The sequence below is a fragment of the Pseudomonas sp. NY8896 genome, from assembly GCF_039634505.1.
The window spans coordinates 6,215,925-6,233,911 of record NZ_CP132350.1 but is presented as its reverse complement, the minus strand read 5'-3'; the positions used below and the strand labels follow the sequence as shown (position 1 = coordinate 6,233,911).

Genomic DNA, 17,987 nt, shown 5'->3' with positions numbered 1-17,987 from the left:
GAGCGGGAATGGGGCAGTTTAGCCCAACAGCTTTACTGGCTGACGGCTGCCGCTGAAGCAAGCAAAATGTAAACAACCCGCCTGTAGCCTGGGCTTTGTTTACTTTTTTTCTGTTCGGAGATCGTTATGTGTGTCCAAGACCTTGATTTTCAAAGGGTATGCGACCTGTTTACGCTCTCCATGTACACAGAACCGTTCTGATCAGAACAGTCAGACGTCTAGCAAGACCAGAAACCCAGGGCAGTTGCCCTGGGTTTTTTATTGCTTTCGGGGCATGCCAATAGAAAGGTGAATGCCACACGTTGCTTGTCGCAGCATCGGCACCGCTATGAAATCGAGCGCCGCTCGAACGCCGCTCGATTTCACAGACACAAAAAACGCTGAGGCAGGTGCCTTAACTCCTGACTCAAGTCATCGCACCTTCTCGATTCTTGACTAGTCTTATCTATTGGCGGCCGTCAAAACCGCCACCGTGACTACCAAGAGGCGCCGGCCATGTTCCGCGCGTCCACCACCTGATCAGGAGTGCACGATGGACCTCAACCGTCGGCAATTCTTCAAGGTCGCCGCTGTCGGCCTTGGAGGCTCGAGCCTGGCGGCGTTGGGCATGGCCCCGACGCCGGCCTTCGCCGAGCAGGTGCGTCACTTCAAGCTGGCGCATACCAAAGAAGCGCGTAACACCTGCCCGTACTGCTCGGTCGGCTGCGGCCTGATCCTGTACAGCCAGGGCGATGCAGGCAAGAACGTCAAACAGAACATCATCCATATCGAAGGTGACGCCGACCACCCGGTCAACCGTGGCACCCTGTGCCCGAAAGGCGCCGGCCTGCTGGACTTTATCCACAGCCCGAGCCGCCTGCAGTACCCCGAGGTACGCAAGCCGGGCAGCAGGGAGTGGGTGCGGGTGAGCTGGGACGAGGCGCTCGACCGCGTCGCCGACCTGATGAAGCAGGACCGCGACGCCAACTTCATCGAGAGAAACGCCCAGGGGCAAACCGTCAACCGTTGGCTCACCACCGGTTTTCTGGCTGCCTCCGCTGCCTCCAGCGAGGCTGGCTACCTGACCCACAAGGTCGTCCGCGCAACAGGCATGCTGGGGTTCGATAACCAGGCACGTGTCTGACATGGCCCGACGGTGGCAAGTCTTGCCCCGACGTACGGCCGTGGCGCCATGACCAACCACTGGTCCGATATCGCCAACGCGAATCTGGTCCTGGTGATGGGTGGCAACGCAGCAGAAGCGCATCCGTGCGGCTTCAAGTGGGTGACCGAGGCCAAGGCGCACAACAAGGCGCGGCTGATCGTGGTCGACCCGCGGTTTACCCGTACCGCTTCGGTCGCGGACTACTACGCGCCAATTCGCACCGGTACCGACATCGCCTTCATGGGCGGGCTGATCAACTACCTGCTGAGCACCGACAAGATCCAGCACGAGTACGTGCGCAACTACACCGACGTGTCGTTCATCGTCAAAGAGAACTATGGCTTCGAGGATGGGCTGTTCAGCGGCTACGACGAAGCCAAGCGTGTGTACGCCGACAAGTCCGGCTGGGGTTACGAGCTGGGTGAGGACAGCTATGCCAAGGTCGACCCGACCCTGCAGCACCCGCGCTGCGTGTTCCAGCTGATGAAGCAGCATTACAGCCGCTATACCCCGGAACTGGCGAGCATGACCTGTGGCATGCCGCAGGACGCCATGATGAAGGTCTGGGAAGAGATCGCCACATGCTCGGCACCGGGCAAGACCATGACGATTCTCTATGCACTGGGCTGGACGCAACACTCGATCGGTGCGCAAATCATCCGCAGTGCAGCCATGGTCCAGTTGCTGTTGGGCAACGTCGGCATGCCGGGTGGCGGGGTCAACGCCCTGCGGGGGCACTCCAACATTCAGGGCCTGACCGACCTCGGCCTGCTGTCCAACTCGCTGCCGGGTTACCTGACCTTGGCCGGCGATGCCGAGCAGGATTACGCCACCTATATCGACAAACGCGCTTCCAAGCCGCTGCGTCCTGGGCAGCTGTCGTACTGGCAGAACTACGGCAAGTTCCACGTCAGCCTGATGAAGGCCTGGTACGGTGCCAACGCCACGGCGGAAAACAACTGGGGCTATGACTGGCTGCCGAAGCTCGACGTACCGGCCTACGACGTGCTGCGCATGTTCGAGATGATGGGCCAAGGCAAGGTCAACGGTTACATGTGCCAGGGTTTCAACCCAATCGCCGCGCTGCCGGACAAGAACCGCGTCACGGCGGCGCTGGGCAAGCTCAAGTGGCTGGTGATCATGGACCCGCTGGCCACCGAGACCTCGGAGTTCTGGCGCAACGCCGGGCCGTTTAACGATGTCGACACGGCCAACATCCAGACCGAAGTGATACGCCTGCCCACCACCTGCTTCGCCGAGGAAGACGGCTCGCTGGTCAACAGCAGCCGTTGGCTGCAGTGGCACTGGAAGGGCGCCGACGGGCCGGGCGAGACCCGTACCGATGTGCAGATCATGAGCGAGTTGTTCCTGCGCCTGCGCCAACGCTACCAGGCTGAAGGCGGCGCCTACCCAGACGCGATGATGAACATCAGCTGGCCGTACAAGATTCCTGACGAGCCGTCTCCAGAGGAACTGGCCAAGGAAATGAACGGCTGGGCGGTCACCGACCTTACCGACACTACCGGCGCCACGCTCAAGGCCGGCCAGCAGCTGTCGGGCTTTGCCCAGATGAAGGACGACGGCAGCACGGCATCCGGTTGCTGGATCTTTGCTGGCTGTTGGACCGAGCAGGGCAACCAGATGGCCCGTCGCGACAACAGCGACCCATACGGCATGCACCAGGTGCAGAACTGGGCCTGGGCCTGGCCGGCCAACCGCCGCATCCTCTACAACCGTGCCTCCAGCGACCCGCAAGGCAAACCGTGGGACCCGGAGAAAAAGCGCCTGGTGTGGTGGAACGGCAAGGCCTGGACCGGCACCGACGTGCCGGACTTCAAGGTCGATTCGCCGCCCGAGGCGGGCATGAACCCGTTCATCATGAACCCCGAAGGTGTGGCGCGTTTCTTCGCCATCGACAAGATGGCCGAAGGCCCGTTCCCCGAGCACTACGAGCCATTTGAAACGCCAATCGGCATCAACCCGCTGCACCCGCAGAACAAGAAGGCCACCAGCAACCCGGCCGGGCGCATTTTCGACTCGGTGTGGGACACCCTCGGCACGCACGACGAGTTTCCCTATGCGGCGACCACGTACCGGCTGACCGAGCACTTCCACTTCTGGAGCAAGCACTGCCGGCTCAACGCCATTGCCCAACCCGAGCAATTCGTCGAGATCGGCGAGGTGCTGGCCAACGAGAAAGGCATCAAGGCTGGCGACCGAGTGCGGGTGTCGAGCAAGCGTGGGCATATCGACGCGGTGGCGGTGGTGACCAAGCGGATTCGTCCGCTGCAGGTCAACAACCAGACCGTGCACCAGATCGGCATCCCGCTGCACTGGGGGTTCACCGGCGCTACCCGGCATGGCTACCTGACCAACACCCTGGTGCCGTTCCTCGGTGATGGCAATACGCAGACCCCAGAGTCCAAGTCGTTCCTCGTCAAAGTGGAGAAACTCTGATGGCCAGCCAAGACATCATCGCCCGCTCGGCCACCACCACCGTGCCGTCCTCGGTACGCCAGCAGCAGGAGGTCGCCAAGCTGATCGACACCACCAAGTGCATCGGCTGCAAGGCCTGCCAGGTGGCGTGCTCGGAGTGGAACGAACTGCGCGACGAGGTGGGCCACAACCACGGCACCTACGACAACCCCCAGGACCTCACTGCCGAGACCTGGACGCTGATGCGCTTTACCGAGCACGAGCGCGACGACGGCAACCTGGAGTGGCTGATCCGCAAGGATGGCTGCATGCACTGCGCCGACCCAGGATGCCTGAAGGCCTGCCCGAGCCCAGGGGCGATCATCAAGCACGCCAACGGTATCGTCGACTTCAACCAGGATCACTGCATCGGCTGCGGCTACTGCATTACCGGCTGCCCGTTCAACATCCCGCGCATTTCGCAGAAGGACCACAAAGCATACAAGTGCACCCTGTGTTCCGACCGCGTGACCGTGGGCCTGGAGCCGGCTTGCGTGAAAACCTGCCCGACTGGGGCGATCGTGTTCGGCAGCAAGGACGAGATGAAGGTGCACGCTGCCGAGCGCATCGTCGACCTGAAGTCACGGGGTTACGACAAGGCCGGGTTATACGACCCTGACGGGGTCGGTGGTACCCACGTGATGTACGTGCTGCACCATGCCGACACGCCGAAGCTGTACGCCGGCCTGCCGGACCAGCCGGTGATCAGCCCGCTGGTGGGCCTGTGGAAGGGCTTCACCAAGCCGTTGGCGCTGCTGGCGATGGGCGCGGCGGTGCTGGCCGGGTTCTTCCATTACGTACGGGTCGGGCCACAGCGGGTAGAGGACGATGAGCACCCCACGGCGCCCGATGACAGCGTCCACCAGGTGGACCCGGCGGTGCATGTCTACGATCCGAAGCAGCCCGGTGGGCAAGGGGAGCAGCGGCCATGAGCGACAACAAACCCATCCTGCGCTACAACGCCAACGAGCGGACCAACCACTGGATCGTCGCCATCCTGTTCTTCATGGCCGGGCTTTCCGGGCTGGCGCTGTTCCATCCGGCGCTGTTCTGGCTTAGCCACCTGTTCGGCGGCGGGCCGTGGACACGCATCCTGCACCCGTTCATGGGGGTGGCGATGTTCGTGTTTTTCCTCGGCTTGGTGATTCGTTTCTGGCGGGCTAATTTCATCACCGCCAACGATCGCTTGTGGCTGCGCCGCATCGATCGGGTGATGGTCAATCGTGAAGATGGCGTGCCGCCGATCGGCAAATACAACGCCGGGCAGAAGCTGCTGTTCTGGACCCTGCTGGTGTGCATGCTGGTGCTGCTGGTCAGTGGTGTGGTGATCTGGCGCGCCTATTTCAGTCATTGGTTCGGCATCGATGCCATTCGCCTGTCTGCGCTGCTGCATGCGCTGGCGGCGTTCGTGCTGATCCTCAGCATCATCGTGCACATCTACGCCGGTATCTGGATCAAGGGCTCGATCGGCGCCATGCTGCATGGCTGGGTCAGCCGCGCCTGGGCACGCAAGCACCATGAGTTGTGGTACCGCGACGTGACCGGCGACAAGACGCCGGGCAATCACGGACGAAAAGAAGGATGAGCGCTTGAGCACGATACTTGAACCCGGGCAGATCGAAGCGTCGGCGGTGACGCCGCCGTTTCTGCACCTGCCCCCCGTCAATCTGTTCGAGCTGCGCGCCTTGCGCCTTGAGCACCTGGTCGAGGGCAACGCCCTTGGCGACTACCTGAAACTGGTCGCACGGTTGTGCCGCATCCAGCAACAGCTTGTGGATAACCCGCCCGGCGGCATGCCGGTGGCCGAGGAGCGTCAGCGCCTGTGCATAAGTCATGGATTGCCGCCGTTGGCGGCTGACAGCCTGGTGCGTGAGGGGCCTTGGTTGGTCTGGCTGCAGGCCCTGCTACAGCAATTGAGCGGAGAAACCAGCGGCCCGCTGGGTGAGGCGCTGCAGGTACTGCGCGGCAGTGATGACGAACAACGCAAGGGCTGGGGCATCGCTTTGCTAGCTGGCCAGTACGACGCGGTGCCGGCAGCATTGGTGCCGTTCCTCGGGGCTGCGCTTCAGGCGGCCTGGTCCAGTTGGTTGCTGGCGTTGCCGGCGCCTGAGCTCAAACCTGCCGGCAGCCTGGCCCAGTGCCCGGCCTGTGGTTCGCCGGCGATGGCCGGGGTGGTGCGCAACCGTGGCAAGCACAATGGCTTGCGTTACCTGGCGTGTTCGCTGTGTGCCTGTGAATGGCACGTGGTGCGGGTTAAATGTGTGTACTGCGAGTCGAGCAAGGACTTGCGCTACACCAGCCTTGAGGATGACCGTCATGCGCCGGGTAAGGCGCCGCTGCGCGCCGAATGCTGCCCAGGGTGCGAAAGCTACCTGAAACAGAACTACCTGGAGAACGATGCGGCGGCCGAGCCGCTGGCCGACGACCTGGCCAGCCTGGCGCTGGATATGCGCCTGGACGAGGAGGGCTTTCATCGCCTGGCACCCAACTTGATGCTTGCGCCTGGGTAGAGAGTAAGTGTCTACACTGACGTTTCGAGTTGCCCTTTTCGCGGCCGGCCCGCGAATAGGCCAGTACAGACACCGGATTAGCCAAGGTAGTACCGCATGTCTTCCAGCCTCGCCAGCGACACCCCACGCCTGCCTTCAATCGATACCCTCCTGCGCCACCAGGCCTGCCTTCCGCTGATCGATCGCCACGGTCGCGAAGGCGTCCTGGCCACCCTGCGGCAATTGCTCGACGACCTGCGCAACCTTGTCCGCAACGGTGAGCTCACCCCCGCCGAACTGGCCCCCGAAATCCTTCTGGGCCGCACGGGCGAACGCCTGGCCGCTCAGCAACGCAGCCAGGTCCGCCGCGTGTTCAACCTCACCGGTACTGTGCTGCACACCAACCTCGGTCGCGCCCTGTTGCCTGAAGCGGCCATCGAGGCCATGCAGACTGCCGCCCGCTATCCACTCAACCTGGAATTTGACCTGGCTACCGGTAAGCGCGGCGACCGTGACGATTTGATCGAGGGTTTGATCCGTGAGTTGACCGGCGCCGAGGCCGTCACCGTGGTCAACAACAATGCCGCCGCCGTGCTACTGGCGCTCAACAGCCTGGGCGCGCGCAAGGAGGGCATCATCTCTCGTGGCGAGCTGATCGAGATCGGCGGCGCCTTCCGCATCCCCGACATCATGGCCCGTGCCGGCGTGAAGCTGCACGAGATCGGCACTACCAACCGCACCCACGCCCGCGACTACGAGGCCGCCATCGGCCCACGTACCGGCTTGCTGATGCGCGTGCATTGCAGCAACTACAGCATCCAGGGCTTCACCACCCAGGTGCCCACGGCCGAGCTGGCGAGCATCGCCCACCAACGTGACCTACCGCTGCTTGAAGACTTGGGCAGCGGCAGCCTGCTCGACCTTACCCGCTGGGGCCTGCCCGCCGAGCCGACCGTACGCCAGGCCTTGGCCGACGGCGCCGATATCGTCACCTTCAGTGGCGACAAACTGTTGGGCGGGCCGCAAGCCGGGATCATTGTCGGCCGCAAGGACTTGATCGCCAGGATCAAGAAAAACCCGCTCAAGCGTGCGCTGCGCGTCGACAAGATCACCCTCGCCGCACTCGAAGCGGTCCTAGCGCTGTACCGCAACCCTGACCGCTTGGCCGAGCGCCTGCCCACCCTGCGTCTGCTGACCCGTAGCCAGGCCGAGATCCAAGCCCAAGCCGAGCGTCTGGCGCCTGAAGTCAAGGCGCACCTCGGCGAGCAATGGGCCGTCAGCGTAGCGCCTGCTTTGGGCATGATCGGCAGTGGCAGCCAGCCGGTGGCGCGCTTGCCCAGCGCTGCACTGTGTCTGCGCCCGCAGGTGTCGAAGAAGTTGCGCGGGCGCAGCCTGCACGTGCTGGAGCGAGCCCTGCGCGACCTCCCGGTGCCGGTGCTGGGCCGCCTCGACGACGATGCCCTCTGGCTGGACCTGCGCCAACTGGATGACGAAGCCCAGTGGCTCGCTCAATTGCCAGCCCTGCAGTTGGGGCCGGTGCAGTGATCGTTGGTACAGCCGGCCACATTGATCACGGCAAGACCGCGCTGCTGCAGGCGTTGACCGGCCAGGCCGGTGACCAACGCCAGGAAGAGCGCGCCCGTGGCATGACCATCGACCTTGGTTATCGCTACGCGGCGTTGAGTGAAGGCGCGCCGTTGACCGGCTTCATCGATGTGCCGGGCCACGAGCGTTTTATCCACAACATGCTGGCCGGCGCCCATGGCATCGACTTGGTGCTGTTGGTCGTGGCTGCCGACGATGGGGTCATGCCGCAGACCCGTGAGCACCTGGCGATCATCGAACTGCTGGGCATTTCCCAGGCCCTGGTGGCGATCAGCAAGTGCGACCGGGTCGAGCCGTCGCGCCTGGCCGAGGTGCAGATACAAGTTAGTGAACTGCTGGCGCCTGGGCCGTATGCCGGGGCGCGGCAGTTCCCATTGTCGAGCATCAGCGGGGAAGGCATCGAAGCGCTACGTCAGGCGCTGCTGGAAGCCGAAGCAGGTGTGCGACAACGGAGTGCGCGCGGTGGCTTTCGCTTGGCCGTCGACCGTGCCTTTGCGGTTACCGGCGCCGGTGTGGTGGTCACCGGCACGGCACTGGCCGGGCGGGTCAGTGCTGGTGATACGTTGTTGCTGGGTAAGGCCGGCAAGCCGGTGCGCGTGCGTGGCCTGCATGCACAGAACCAGGCCGCGCTGGTGGCTGAGGCGGGTCAGCGGGTGGCGCTGAACATCGCTGCCGAGCGCCTGACCGTGGAGCAGGTGCACCGGGGCGACTGGCTGGTACCCGAATGGTTGCACGCACCCAGTGTAAGGGTGGATATCGAGCTGAACCTGTTGCCGGGCGAAACGCATACCTTCGAACACTTCAGCGCCGTGCATGTGCACCTTGGCACCCAGGATGTAACCGCCAGGGTCGCCTTGCTTGAAGGCCAAAGCCTGGCGGCCGGCCAACGCATGTTTGCCCAGTTGCTGCTGAATGCGCCGCTGCAAGCGGTGCACGGCGACCGCCTGGTGCTGCGCGACCAGCGTGCCCAGCGCACACTGGGCGGCGGCAAGGTGCTCGACCCGTTCGCCCCCAGCCGCCAACGCCGCACCGATGAGCGCCTACGGCAGTTGCAGGTGCTGCGTGATGCCGTGGATCTGGAGCAGGCGCTGCCAGCGCTGCTCGCCAGCGCCCCGGCCGGTATCGACCCACAGCGACTAGAGCGGCAGTTCAATCGCCTGCGCGAAACCTGGCATTTGCCGAAGGATGTACTGGTGGTGGCTACGCGGCAGGGCCAACTGTTGTTCGCCAACGCCCAATGGCAGGCGCTCAAGCAGCAGGTGCTGGCGCAACTGGCGCGTTTCCATGAGCAAGAGCCCGACCAGCTCGGCCCGGACCGTGACCGCCTGCGCCGCTTCGTAGCCTTGCCCCTGGAACGGCCGGCGTTCGTCAGCCTGCTGGATGAATTGCTCGAAAACGGCGCCCTGGCCAGCAGCGGGCCCTGGCTGCATCTGCCCGATCACAAGGTGCAGTTGAGCGAAGCCGACAGTGCATTGTGGGCACGTTTGCAGCCCAGGTTGCTGGCAGGGCAATACGATCCACCCTGGGTCCGGACGCTGGCGAGTGAGGAGAGTTGCGCCGAAGCCGATGTGCGCCTGTTGCTGCGCAAGTTGGCTCGGCTGGGCTTGGTGCATCAGGTGGTGCGTGACCTGTTCTACCCAGAGGCGACGCTACAGCGCATGGCAGAGCTGCTGCTGGGGCAGGCCCGCGAAACGCCAATAGTGCAGGTTGCCGCGTTTCGCGATATGTTGGGCATCGGTCGCAAGCGCAGTGTGCAGATTCTGGAGTACTTCGACCGCATCGGCCTGACCCGGAGGGTGGCCGACCAGCGTCACATCCGCGCCGACAGCGCCCTGGCCCAACAGCAGGCCAGGCACTGAATTCAAGGAAGGCAATCGCGCCCGGTGGCGCGGCCGGGCTTCAAACCCGGTTGGGGACGGCAGCCGTTCCCGGGCAGGTTCGACTCCCGCTGCCTTCCGCCATTTTTCTGGGTACCAAGGCCGCTTCTACGCCCGTTCCCCACACAGGTCCAGCGCAAACCACTGCTCGGCGGCTTCGACATCCAACCCAGCCCCCAGCAGCGCAACCATCTTGCCCAGCGCTGCCTCACGGGTCATGCCGCCACCACTGATCAGGCCGGCCCCGCGCAAGCGGTTACCTGCCGCATAGGTATCGAACACCACGGAGCCTTCTGGGCACTGGCTGATAGCCGCCAGCATCACGCCGCGCTGGCGTGCCGCGCTCAGCACAGCAAGCAGCGCTTGGTCATCCGATGGACCCGTACCGCTGCCATAGCACTCCAGCAGAACCCCTTGTACACCGCTGTCGATCAGCCCCTGCAAGTGCTCGGCCTGCAGCCCTGGGAACACCGGCACTACGGCCAGGTTGACCGGCTGGCGTGGATGCATGTAGCCAAGTTCGGCGGGAATCGCCGAGGCCCGCTCACCACCCCGATGGCGCGGTAGAGCGGCAAAGGCATCGAACGCTTCGCTGCGCAGCTTGGACGCCCGGCAGCCATGCAGCAGTTGGCCGTGGAAGTACAGATGCACTCCACCTTCCAGGCCTTGTTCGAACTGGCGCAATGCGCCGCACAGGTTGGCCCAGGCATCGCTACCCGGTGCACCAGCAGGCAGCATCGAGCCGGTCAACAGCACCGGTACGGGCAGGCCCAGCAACAGGAACGACAACGCTGCAGCGCTGTAAGCCATGCTGTCGGTGCCATGCAACACCAACACGCCATCATGGCCTGCAACATCCACGGCTTCGACGATGGCATCGCGCATCGCCAACCAGTTGTGCTGTTGCATGTTGGCGCTGTCCAGCAGCGGGTTCAGCTCTTGCAGCGCCCATTGCAGCTTGGGTGCATCGGCCATCTGGGCAAAGTGTTCACGCATCCGCGCTTCGAAGCCACCGGCCGGCGCCAGGCCTTCCGGGGTTTCGAGCATGCCGATGGTGCCACCGGTATAGAGAACGAGAAGATTCTTTACTGCACGCATGGCAAGCATCCGTAGCGGTGAGCGGAGAAAGAAAAGCCGCCCGCGGAAGGGGCGGCTGGGCAGGGAGGATATCAGCGCTGCGGCTGAGCTTGGCCGGCTGCTTTGTCAGCGGCTGTTTCCACCTGCGGATTGGCAGGCCAGGCATTACGGTCCAGGTCCAGGTCGGCGAACTTGGATGAGTCGAACACTGGCTGCTGCACACCGGCCTTGCGCTGGTCGTCGTAGTCGCGCATGACGCGCAGGCCGACCTTGAACAGCAGGGCCAGGGCGACCAGGTTGACGAAGGCCAGGCAAGTCATGGTGATGTCGGCGAAGGCGAACACAGTCGACAGGTCTTGCATCGACCCCCAAACCACCAACGCCAGCACCAGGCCACGGAACACCATCAGCACCACACGGTTGCGGCTCAGGAACTGCAGGCTGTTCTCGCCCAGGTAGTAGTTGTAGAGGATGCAGGTGAACACGAACAGCGACAGCGCCACGCTGACGAACACGCGGCCCCAGTCACCCACCACGGCGGCCAGCGAGTTCTGGGTCAGGACAATGCCGTCGCCCTCGAAACCAGGGGTGTAGAAGCCCGACAGCAGAATCAGCAGTGCGGTGCAGGTGCAGATCACGAAGGTGTCGAGGAACACGCTGAAAGCCTGCACCACGCCCTGCGCACCCGGGTGTTTCACGGCCGCCACGGCCGCCACGTTCGGCGCACTGCCCAGGCCCGCTTCGTTGGCGAATACGCCACGTTTGACGCCCATGACGATGGCGCTGCCGAGCAGGCCACCGAAGGCCGGGTCAAGGCCGAAGGCGCTTTTGAAGATGGTTTCCAGCATGGCCGGCACATGTTCGATCTGGGTGCCGATCACGTACAGGGTCACACCGATGTAGGCCAGGGTCTTGACCGGCACCAGCAAGTCCGACACCGCAGCGATACGCTTGATGCCGCCGATGAAGGTGACGGCCAGCAGCACGGCCAGGACGATACCGGTGTGTTTCGGGTCGAAGGCGAAGGCGTTCTGCAGCGAGTGAGTCACGGTGTAAGACTGCAGGCCGATGAAGGCGAAGCCGTAGGTGACCAGCAGCAGGATCGAGAACACGATGGCCATGCTTTTCAGCTTCAGCCCGTGCTGGATGTAGTAGGCCGGGCCACCGCGGTACAGGCCATCGCCATCCGCGCGCTTGTACACTTGGGCCAGGGTACATTCGAAGAAGCTGCTGGACATACCCACCAGTGCGGTGACCCACATCCAGAACACGGCACCTGGGCCACCCAGGGTCACAGCGATACCGACACCAGCGATGTTACCGGCGCCTACGCGGCCGGCCAGGCTCAGCATCAGTGCCTGGAAGGAGCTCAGCTGGCCTGCCTGGCCACGCAGCGATTCCTTGAACACGCTGAACATATGGGCGAAATGGCGGAACTGGACGAACCGGGAGCGGAGGGTGAAGTAGCTACCCAGCCCTACGATCAGCACGATGAGGAGTTTCCCCGAAAGGAAATCGTTGATTACTTCGAGCATTGGAAAATGACCTCGATTCTTATTCTTCGTGTGGAAAGACCAGCGGACGGCAGGCGCACCGCTATTCGTTGGGGCGCATGGTTGGCTATGACAAGAGTGGTTACAATTTCGCGGGTTGCTCTGAGTTGATGCGACTTGATGCTACAATGGCGTCATTCGCGTCACCTGGATTCCGCTATGAGCGATCATTTCGCTACCAACCTCAAGTTGGCCTGCAGCCACTACCGCTCTATTTCCGAAGTTTGCCGCCAGCTGTCGATCAACCGCGCACAGTTCAACAAGTACCTGAGCGGGCAGAGCCGTCCGACGGCTTTCAACCTGAAGCGCATCGGCGATTTCTTCGGCGTTGAGGATTACGAGTTGAACCTGCCGGCCGAGCAGTTTGCCCGGCTGATTGGCGCACGGGTGTCGACCCTGGCCGAGCAGCCCAGCGACCCGATCAGTGAACTGTTCCGCCCGCTGCACGATCATGCCGGCAACCTGTCGCGCTATTGCGGTTACTACTTCGAGTATTCCAACTGCATGTCGGTGCCGGGCACGATCCTGGTGTCACTGGTGCACCTGTGGGAGGAGCGTGGCCGCTTCCTGTTCGAGCGCCAGGAGCGTCAGGAGCGCTCCAGCGCCACTGACCAGCATGCCGAGGTGCGTTGCCGTTATCTGGGGGCGGCGTTCCAGCTGCAGGACCGTTTGTTCCTCATCGACTACGAGTCGCTGACGTTCAACGAAATGAGCCAGACCATCCTCATCCCCAGCTTCAAAAGCCGAATCACTCGCCTGAACGGCCTGAAGGCCGGTGTGTCCAGCGGCGACCGGCGCAACCCGGCCTGCACCAGGGTGGTGTGGGAGTACCTGGGTGAGGAGATCAATCGCATCAATGCTTACCGGCAAGTGAAACTGTACCGGCCGGATGATCCGCGTATCGATGATGATGTACGTGAGCGGCTAAGCGTGAGGCCACTGAGTAACGGTTTGTTTGAAATCGAGTAACTGCCTACGGTCAGGCGTCTTCGAGGATGAAGGTTTCCACGGCGCTCGCAACCTGATCCGCAATCGCTGGCGTACTGCGTAAATGGGCGGCGATGCCATGGTCGCAGTCTGTAAGAAACACGCATTGCAAACGCGCGGCTGCAACTGATTGCATCAGGGCCTGGGTGACCTCCTCAGGAATCGGGCTGTAGCGCTCGGCGCCGGTCAGCCACAGGCTGCCTGCGCTGGTGCCTGGGCCTTTGCCGAATCGCTGTGAGTTGAGCCCGTCATATTCGCCTATCACCATCAGCACTCTGCCTTGGAACTGCTTGAGGAAGGCGTAACTGTCGCAATCGAGAAAGCCATAGGGTTTTCTGATGGCGGCTGTGAATGCCGGACCGAAGGGGGCCTGGTGAGCATGGTCTGGATAGACTGCTGGGCAGACCAGCACGATGCTGTTCACCTGCGGCAATTGTGCTGCAAGTTTCAGCGCAATTGCCGCGCCCAGGCTGTGGCCAATTATCGTTCGGCATTGAGGTGCGATATGCGCGTGGAAGCGTCGTGCCTCATCAAGGTTCGTAGCCAGTGAAGGCGAAGCTGCACCAGGTTCACTGGCAAGGCTATGGCCTGACAGATTAGCAGTGAGCGAACCTATGCCTGCGGCTTGCAAGCGATAGAGCAGGGGGTTGAGCCGGGTAAAGTCGGAGCGCGCGCCACCCAGGACGAATGCAGGCGCTGCGCGCTCGATATCGGGTACCAGCAATCGGGCCTGTTGCTGGTAGGTTCCGAATACTTCGTCGATGAAAAGTTCTTTGCCTGGGGCGGGTTCGTCAAACTGCCATTTCAGGCGCTGAGAAGATCCCGTTTGCAAGTGCATGGTGCCCTCTAAAGTAACAGGTTAAGCCACTCGCCGAGTGGATTGCTCGTGTCGAGCAGTAATTTGAGTGCCATGAGGATGCAGACACTGACCAGCAGCAGCCTTATGAGCCTCGTGCCGAAACGAACTGCGCAGCGTGCACCCAATTGCGCGCCCAGAAAGGCGGCAAGCGCCATTGCCAGCGCCAGCGACCAGATAATCGCTCCGCTGAGTGAAAAGACTGACAGTGCGCCCAGGTTGCAGGCTGCGTTCAAAAGCTTGCTGGTGCACACGGCCTGTATCAAGTGCTGGCCCAAGAGAATTACGCAGGCCAGCATGAAGAACGAGCCGACGCCAGGGCCAAATACTCCATCATAAAACCCAATGAACGGTGTAACCGCCACACAAAACAGGCTAGTCGACATCTTCGCCTTGCGCGCTTGTTCATTCGGGCTTGGACTAAAGGCAAAGTAGGCTGCTATCAGGATCAGCAGCGGGGGGACGCATGCCTGTAAAAGGCTTTTGGGCACATACGTTATCGACAAGGCTCCCAGAGCGCCGCCAATAAACGACATGACCGCCATCGAGCTGCCTCGTCTCCAGTCGATCATGCCTTTGCGGGCAAAGGCGCAAGTAGCCGAAACCGTCGCTGAAGCTGCCTGGAATTTATTAGTGGCAATTGCCGCCAAGGGCTCTATACCGGCGATGAACAGTACGGGGAGCGTGATCAGGCCACCGCCTCCGGCGATAGCGTCGAAAAAGCCGGCCGTGAGTGCGACGAGTGCCAGTATCAGGACAAGCGTTAAATCGATTTCAATCATTGGGTATTTTTCGCTAATCAGCCACGCACCAGCAGCGGATCCTCAACAAGTACCAACGGTGCTGCGAAGGGGGAGTATCCGAATTGACGAATGAGAAGGCGCCGGTTGTCCTCAACTGTCTGGCGACCGTGCAACGCTCTGCTGTTGTTGATTAACAATGCACGGTCGGGCTGCAAGACAAACACCAGTGGTTGTACGCTACTCAGCATTTTCCGAAAAGTACTGAACGCGCGTGCTGCAGCGCTGCAAGCACGCTCATTCAAACTGAAGCGGTAACTGTTGAAGCGTACAGAGAAGCCACCGTTAGGCTCGAACTGAAGCATTGAAACTGCTTCACCTGCTTTGCCTTTTCCGTCAGCAAGCACTCACTGCGAGTGAAGTCGAAAGATTTTGAGGTCAGTGCGAGCGCACCCAGGCTGCTCAAGCGCTCGATGATTTCTTGTAGGGGAAAGACATGCGTAGGGTCATTGGCGGGGTTCCAGCGAGCAGTGAGGATAAGTGCAGAGGGAGCAGGGGAGTGACCATCACTGGAGACTGTTGAACAGTTGTAAGGCGCTTCAGTGTGCGGCCCCAAGCACAAGCCTGCATGCGAGCTGGTTTCAACTTCCAGGCGTGGGTGTTCGCCAACCCGTGGAATTCGGCCTCCTCCCTTGAAGTTGCCAACCAGACGGACCTGCTTGCCCTCGTTGTCGATATCAAAAGCGAAATTTCGGTGTCGTGCGAGCTCCAGCAGCAGCTGATTGCGCGAGGCGAGGTATGTGCAGCGAGGGTTTTGCGCCAAGGCGGTGATATCGGGAAGGTTTTCAGGTATCGGCTCGTCGGCATAAGGCATGTGCCTGTACATCAGCGTAGACAATCTGCCTTCGCCGAAGCGCTGTAGCAGCGAACGCTGCTCGTCAGTCAAGGATTTCTGGATTTGGTCGGCCAATATACGTGCCTGGATTGCAGCCCCCTTTGCTTCCGGGCCGCCGGAGTCTGCAAGGGTTTGGCTTGCAAAGGCTATGGCCCGACTTTGCTCGGGGGAAAAATCCAGGTATGCGGCTTGCGAGTGAGGCATTGAACGTTCCTTGTACTTATTTTTGTGGGGCTCCCCTGTTGGCAAGGGGGGAACTATTGAATGCAGTTATGCTTTTGCGTGGTAGTCAGCTCGTTCCTGGTATGCCGTAGGAAATATCTGTGTGTCGCGATAGTGAGCTTTGGCAGCTCGGAAACCGCACCGCCTGAAGCAGTCACAGGGCCAGACGTTGGACTTCCCGCAGCGGAAACCGCAAAATGCCCCTTTCCTTCATCAACCTCTCCGGATCTGCTGACTCTATGCGTATGCGCCTAATGCTGTTGGGTGGTGGCAATGCCCTCGGGCAAGCGCTGATTCGTCTTGGGGCCGAGGAGGACATCGCATTCCTGGCGCCACGCCCGCCCGAGAACGGCTGGACGCCGGCCAGCCTCACTCAGTTGCTCGACGATCACCGCCCCGACGCGCTGGTCAACCTGGCCTATTACTTCGACTGGTTCCAGGCCGAGTCGGTCAGCGAGCAGCGCCTGGCTCAACAGGAGCGGGCGGTGGAGCGGCTGGCGGAGCTGTGCCAGCACCACCAGATCACCCTGGTGCAGCCTTCCAGCTACCGGGTGTTCGATGGTTCGCGGGCCACGGCCTATAGCGAAAAAGACGAGCCCGTGCCGCTGGGCCTGCGTGGCCAGGCCTTGTGGCGCATCGAGCAGAGCGTGCGTGCGGCCTGCCCACAGCATGTACTGCTGCGCTTTGGCTGGCTGCTCGACGAGAGCATCGACGGCTCGTTGGGCCGCTTCCTGACACGTGCCGAGCAACCACAAGAGCTGCTGCTGGCCGATGATCGACGTGGCAACCCGACGCCTGTCGATGATGCCGCCCGGGTGATCCTGTCGGTGCTCAAGCAGCTCGATTGCAATGCGCCGTTGTGGGGCACCTACCATTACGCTGGCAACGAGGCGACCACGCCGCTGGCGCTGGGCCAGGCGATCCTCACCGAGGCCGGCCAGCACCGCCAACTGGCCGTGCAGGCCCCCACACCGCAAGCCCATGCCGCGCGCCCGGATGCCAGCGAAGAGCCGCAACATGCGGTACTGGCCTGCAAGAAAATCCTTCATACCTTCGGTATCAAGCCGCGTGCCTGGCGCGCTGGCTTGCCGCCTCTACTGGACCGGTTCTACCGCCATGGCTGACGCCCCCATCCTGATCACCGGCGGTGCCGGCTTCATTGGCTCCCACCTGTGCGATGCGTTGTTGGACAAAGGCTACGCCGTACGCATTCTTGATGACTTTTCCACAGGCCGCAGGAGCAACCTGCAGGTCGACCACCCACGGTTGGAGCTGATCGAAGGCGATGTAGCCGATGCCGGGTTGGTTACACAGACAGCGGCTGGCTGCCGTGCTGTAGTGCACCTGGCGGCGGTGGCCTCGGTGCAGGCCTCGGTCGAGGACCCGGTACGCACCCATCAGAGCAACTTCATCGGCACCCTCAATGTTTGTGAAGCCATGCGCGTGCATGGCGTGCGTCGGGTGCTGTTCGCTTCCAGTGCGGCGGTGTATGGCAACAATGGCGAGGGCGAGTCGATTGCCGAAGAGACCCCCAAGGCGCCGCTGACCCCCTATGCCGTGGACAAACTGGCCAGTGAGCAATACCTGGACTTCTACCGCCGCCAGCATGGTCTGGAGCCGGTGGTGTTTCGCTTCTTCAATATTTTCGGGCCACGTCAGGACCCGTCCTCACCGTATTCCGGTGTGATCAGCATTTTCTGCGAGCGCGCTGTACAGGGCTTGCCGATCACGGTGTTTGGCGATGGCGAGCAGACCCGTGATTTCCTCTACGTGGGTGATCTGGTGCAGGTGATGGTGCAAGCATTGGAGCAGCCGCAGGTCGAGGAGGGGGCGGTGAACATCGGCCTCAACCAGGCGACTTCGCTGAACCAGTTGCTGGCAGCGCTGGAGAAGGTGGTGGGGAGCTTGCCAGCGATCAGCTATGTCGCGGCCCGTTCGGGGGATATTCGCCATTCGCGGGCGGATAATCAGCGGTTGCTGGCGCGGTTCAAGTTCGCGCAGGCGACGCCGATGGTCGAGGGGCTGGCGCGGCTTCTGGGCAAGGCCTGATAACCGGGGGCTGCGCAG

At 62.2% G+C, this 17,987-nt stretch carries 13 protein-coding genes, 1 tRNA gene and 1 pseudogene; 10 read left to right on the top strand and 5 right to left on the bottom strand.

What is annotated here, in order from left to right; all coding sequences use genetic code 11:
• Positions 1-532: 532 nt before the first annotated feature.
• The 7 genes from fdnG (at position 533) to Q9451_RS28150 (ending at position 9,674) form a co-directional block, all read left to right on the top strand.
• Positions 533-3,601: a formate dehydrogenase-N subunit alpha gene (fdnG, locus tag Q9451_RS28180; RefSeq protein ID WP_148043788.1), complete on the top strand. Its 3,069-nt coding sequence runs from the start codon at positions 533-535 to the stop codon at positions 3,599-3,601.
• On the top strand, positions 3,601-4,551 hold the full coding sequence (gene fdxH, locus Q9451_RS28175) for a formate dehydrogenase subunit beta (RefSeq protein ID WP_012270260.1): 951 nt from the start codon (positions 3,601-3,603) through the stop codon (positions 4,549-4,551). The genes fdnG and fdxH overlap by 1 nt, the downstream gene beginning before the upstream one ends.
• Positions 4,548-5,204, top strand: coding sequence for a formate dehydrogenase subunit gamma (locus Q9451_RS28170; protein WP_012270261.1), 657 nt, complete (start codon positions 4,548-4,550; stop codon positions 5,202-5,204). The genes fdxH and Q9451_RS28170 overlap by 4 nt, the downstream gene beginning before the upstream one ends.
• A gap of 4 nt (positions 5,205-5,208) precedes the next feature.
• Positions 5,209-6,129: a formate dehydrogenase accessory protein FdhE gene (gene fdhE / locus Q9451_RS28165; RefSeq protein WP_012270262.1), complete on the top strand. Its 921-nt coding sequence runs from the start codon at positions 5,209-5,211 to the stop codon at positions 6,127-6,129.
• Between the two features lie 96 nt (positions 6,130-6,225).
• Entirely contained in the window at positions 6,226-7,653 is a 1,428-nt protein-coding gene (gene selA / locus Q9451_RS28160) for an L-seryl-tRNA(Sec) selenium transferase (protein WP_012270263.1), read from the top strand.
• On the top strand, positions 7,650-9,572 hold the full coding sequence (selB, locus tag Q9451_RS28155; protein ID WP_123109241.1) for a selenocysteine-specific translation elongation factor: 1,923 nt from the start codon (positions 7,650-7,652) through the stop codon (positions 9,570-9,572). The genes selA and selB overlap by 4 nt, the downstream gene beginning before the upstream one ends.
• Positions 9,573-9,578: 6 nt before the next feature.
• Positions 9,579-9,674, top strand: a tRNA-Sec gene (locus Q9451_RS28150).
• Positions 9,675-9,698: 24 nt separating this feature from the next.
• Here the strand turns inward: Q9451_RS28150 and Q9451_RS28145 are convergent.
• Together Q9451_RS28145 and Q9451_RS28140 are read right to left on the bottom strand one after the other, a co-directional pair.
• Positions 9,699-10,688 carry an asparaginase gene (locus Q9451_RS28145; protein ID WP_041166359.1) on the bottom strand — a complete coding sequence of 330 codons (990 nt, stop codon included), beginning with the start codon at positions 10,686-10,688 and terminating at the stop codon, positions 9,699-9,701.
• Positions 10,689-10,759: 71 nt separating this feature from the next.
• Positions 10,760-12,202, bottom strand: a complete 1,443-nt coding sequence (locus Q9451_RS28140; RefSeq protein ID WP_012270266.1) for an alanine/glycine:cation symporter family protein — start codon at positions 12,200-12,202, stop codon at positions 10,760-10,762.
• Between the two features lie 177 nt (positions 12,203-12,379).
• On the opposite strand from Q9451_RS28140, the gene Q9451_RS28135 reads away from it, so the two are divergent.
• Complete coding sequence (locus Q9451_RS28135) at positions 12,380-13,189, top strand: helix-turn-helix transcriptional regulator (RefSeq protein ID WP_012270267.1); 810 nt, start codon at positions 12,380-12,382, stop codon at positions 13,187-13,189.
• A 10-nt stretch (positions 13,190-13,199) separates the two neighbouring features.
• Here the strand turns inward: Q9451_RS28135 and Q9451_RS28130 are convergent, their stop codons facing one another.
• From Q9451_RS28130 to Q9451_RS28120, 3 genes and pseudogenes are all read right to left on the bottom strand, one after another.
• Positions 13,200-14,045: an alpha/beta hydrolase family protein gene (locus tag Q9451_RS28130; protein WP_012270268.1), complete on the bottom strand. Its 846-nt coding sequence runs from the start codon at positions 14,043-14,045 to the stop codon at positions 13,200-13,202.
• Positions 14,046-14,053: 8 nt separating this feature from the next.
• Entirely contained in the window at positions 14,054-14,845 is a 792-nt protein-coding gene (locus tag Q9451_RS28125) for a TSUP family transporter (RefSeq protein WP_012270269.1), read from the bottom strand.
• A 17-nt stretch (positions 14,846-14,862) separates the two neighbouring features.
• Positions 14,863-15,902: pseudogene (locus Q9451_RS28120) on the bottom strand (hypothetical protein).
• 257 nt (positions 15,903-16,159) lie between these two features.
• Between Q9451_RS28120 and Q9451_RS28115 the strand changes: the two are divergent.
• Positions 16,160-17,044 carry a sugar nucleotide-binding protein gene (locus tag Q9451_RS28115; protein ID WP_041166360.1) on the top strand — a complete coding sequence of 295 codons (885 nt, stop codon included), beginning with the start codon at positions 16,160-16,162 and terminating at the stop codon, positions 17,042-17,044.
• On the top strand, positions 17,037-17,969 hold the full coding sequence (locus Q9451_RS28110) for an NAD-dependent epimerase/dehydratase family protein (RefSeq protein WP_012270273.1): 933 nt from the start codon (positions 17,037-17,039) through the stop codon (positions 17,967-17,969). The genes Q9451_RS28115 and Q9451_RS28110 overlap by 8 nt, the downstream gene beginning before the upstream one ends.
• Positions 17,970-17,987: the final 18 nt, after the last annotated feature.

Excerpts from the sequence above, each read along its gene's own strand:
- fdxH (WP_012270260.1), top strand. The coding sequence starts at position 3,601 with ATGGCCAGCCAAGACATCATCGCCCGCTCGGCCACCACCACCGTGCCG.
- Q9451_RS28170 (WP_012270261.1), top strand. The coding sequence starts at position 4,548 with ATGAGCGACAACAAACCCATCCTGCGCTACAACGCCAACGAGCGGACC.
- selA (WP_012270263.1), top strand. The coding sequence starts at position 6,226 with ATGTCTTCCAGCCTCGCCAGCGACACCCCACGCCTGCCTTCAATCGAT.
- Q9451_RS28145 (WP_041166359.1), bottom strand. The coding sequence starts at position 10,688 with ATGCGTGCAGTAAAGAATCTTCTCGTTCTCTATACCGGTGGCACCATC.
- Q9451_RS28140 (WP_012270266.1), bottom strand. The coding sequence starts at position 12,202 with ATGCTCGAAGTAATCAACGATTTCCTTTCGGGGAAACTCCTCATCGTG.
- Q9451_RS28135 (WP_012270267.1), top strand. The coding sequence starts at position 12,380 with ATGAGCGATCATTTCGCTACCAACCTCAAGTTGGCCTGCAGCCACTAC.
- Q9451_RS28130 (WP_012270268.1), bottom strand. The coding sequence starts at position 14,045 with ATGCACTTGCAAACGGGATCTTCTCAGCGCCTGAAATGGCAGTTTGAC.
- Q9451_RS28125 (WP_012270269.1), bottom strand. The coding sequence starts at position 14,845 with ATGATTGAAATCGATTTAACGCTTGTCCTGATACTGGCACTCGTCGCA.
- Q9451_RS28115 (WP_041166360.1), top strand. The coding sequence starts at position 16,160 with ATGCGTATGCGCCTAATGCTGTTGGGTGGTGGCAATGCCCTCGGGCAA.
- Q9451_RS28110 (WP_012270273.1), top strand. The coding sequence starts at position 17,037 with ATGGCTGACGCCCCCATCCTGATCACCGGCGGTGCCGGCTTCATTGGC.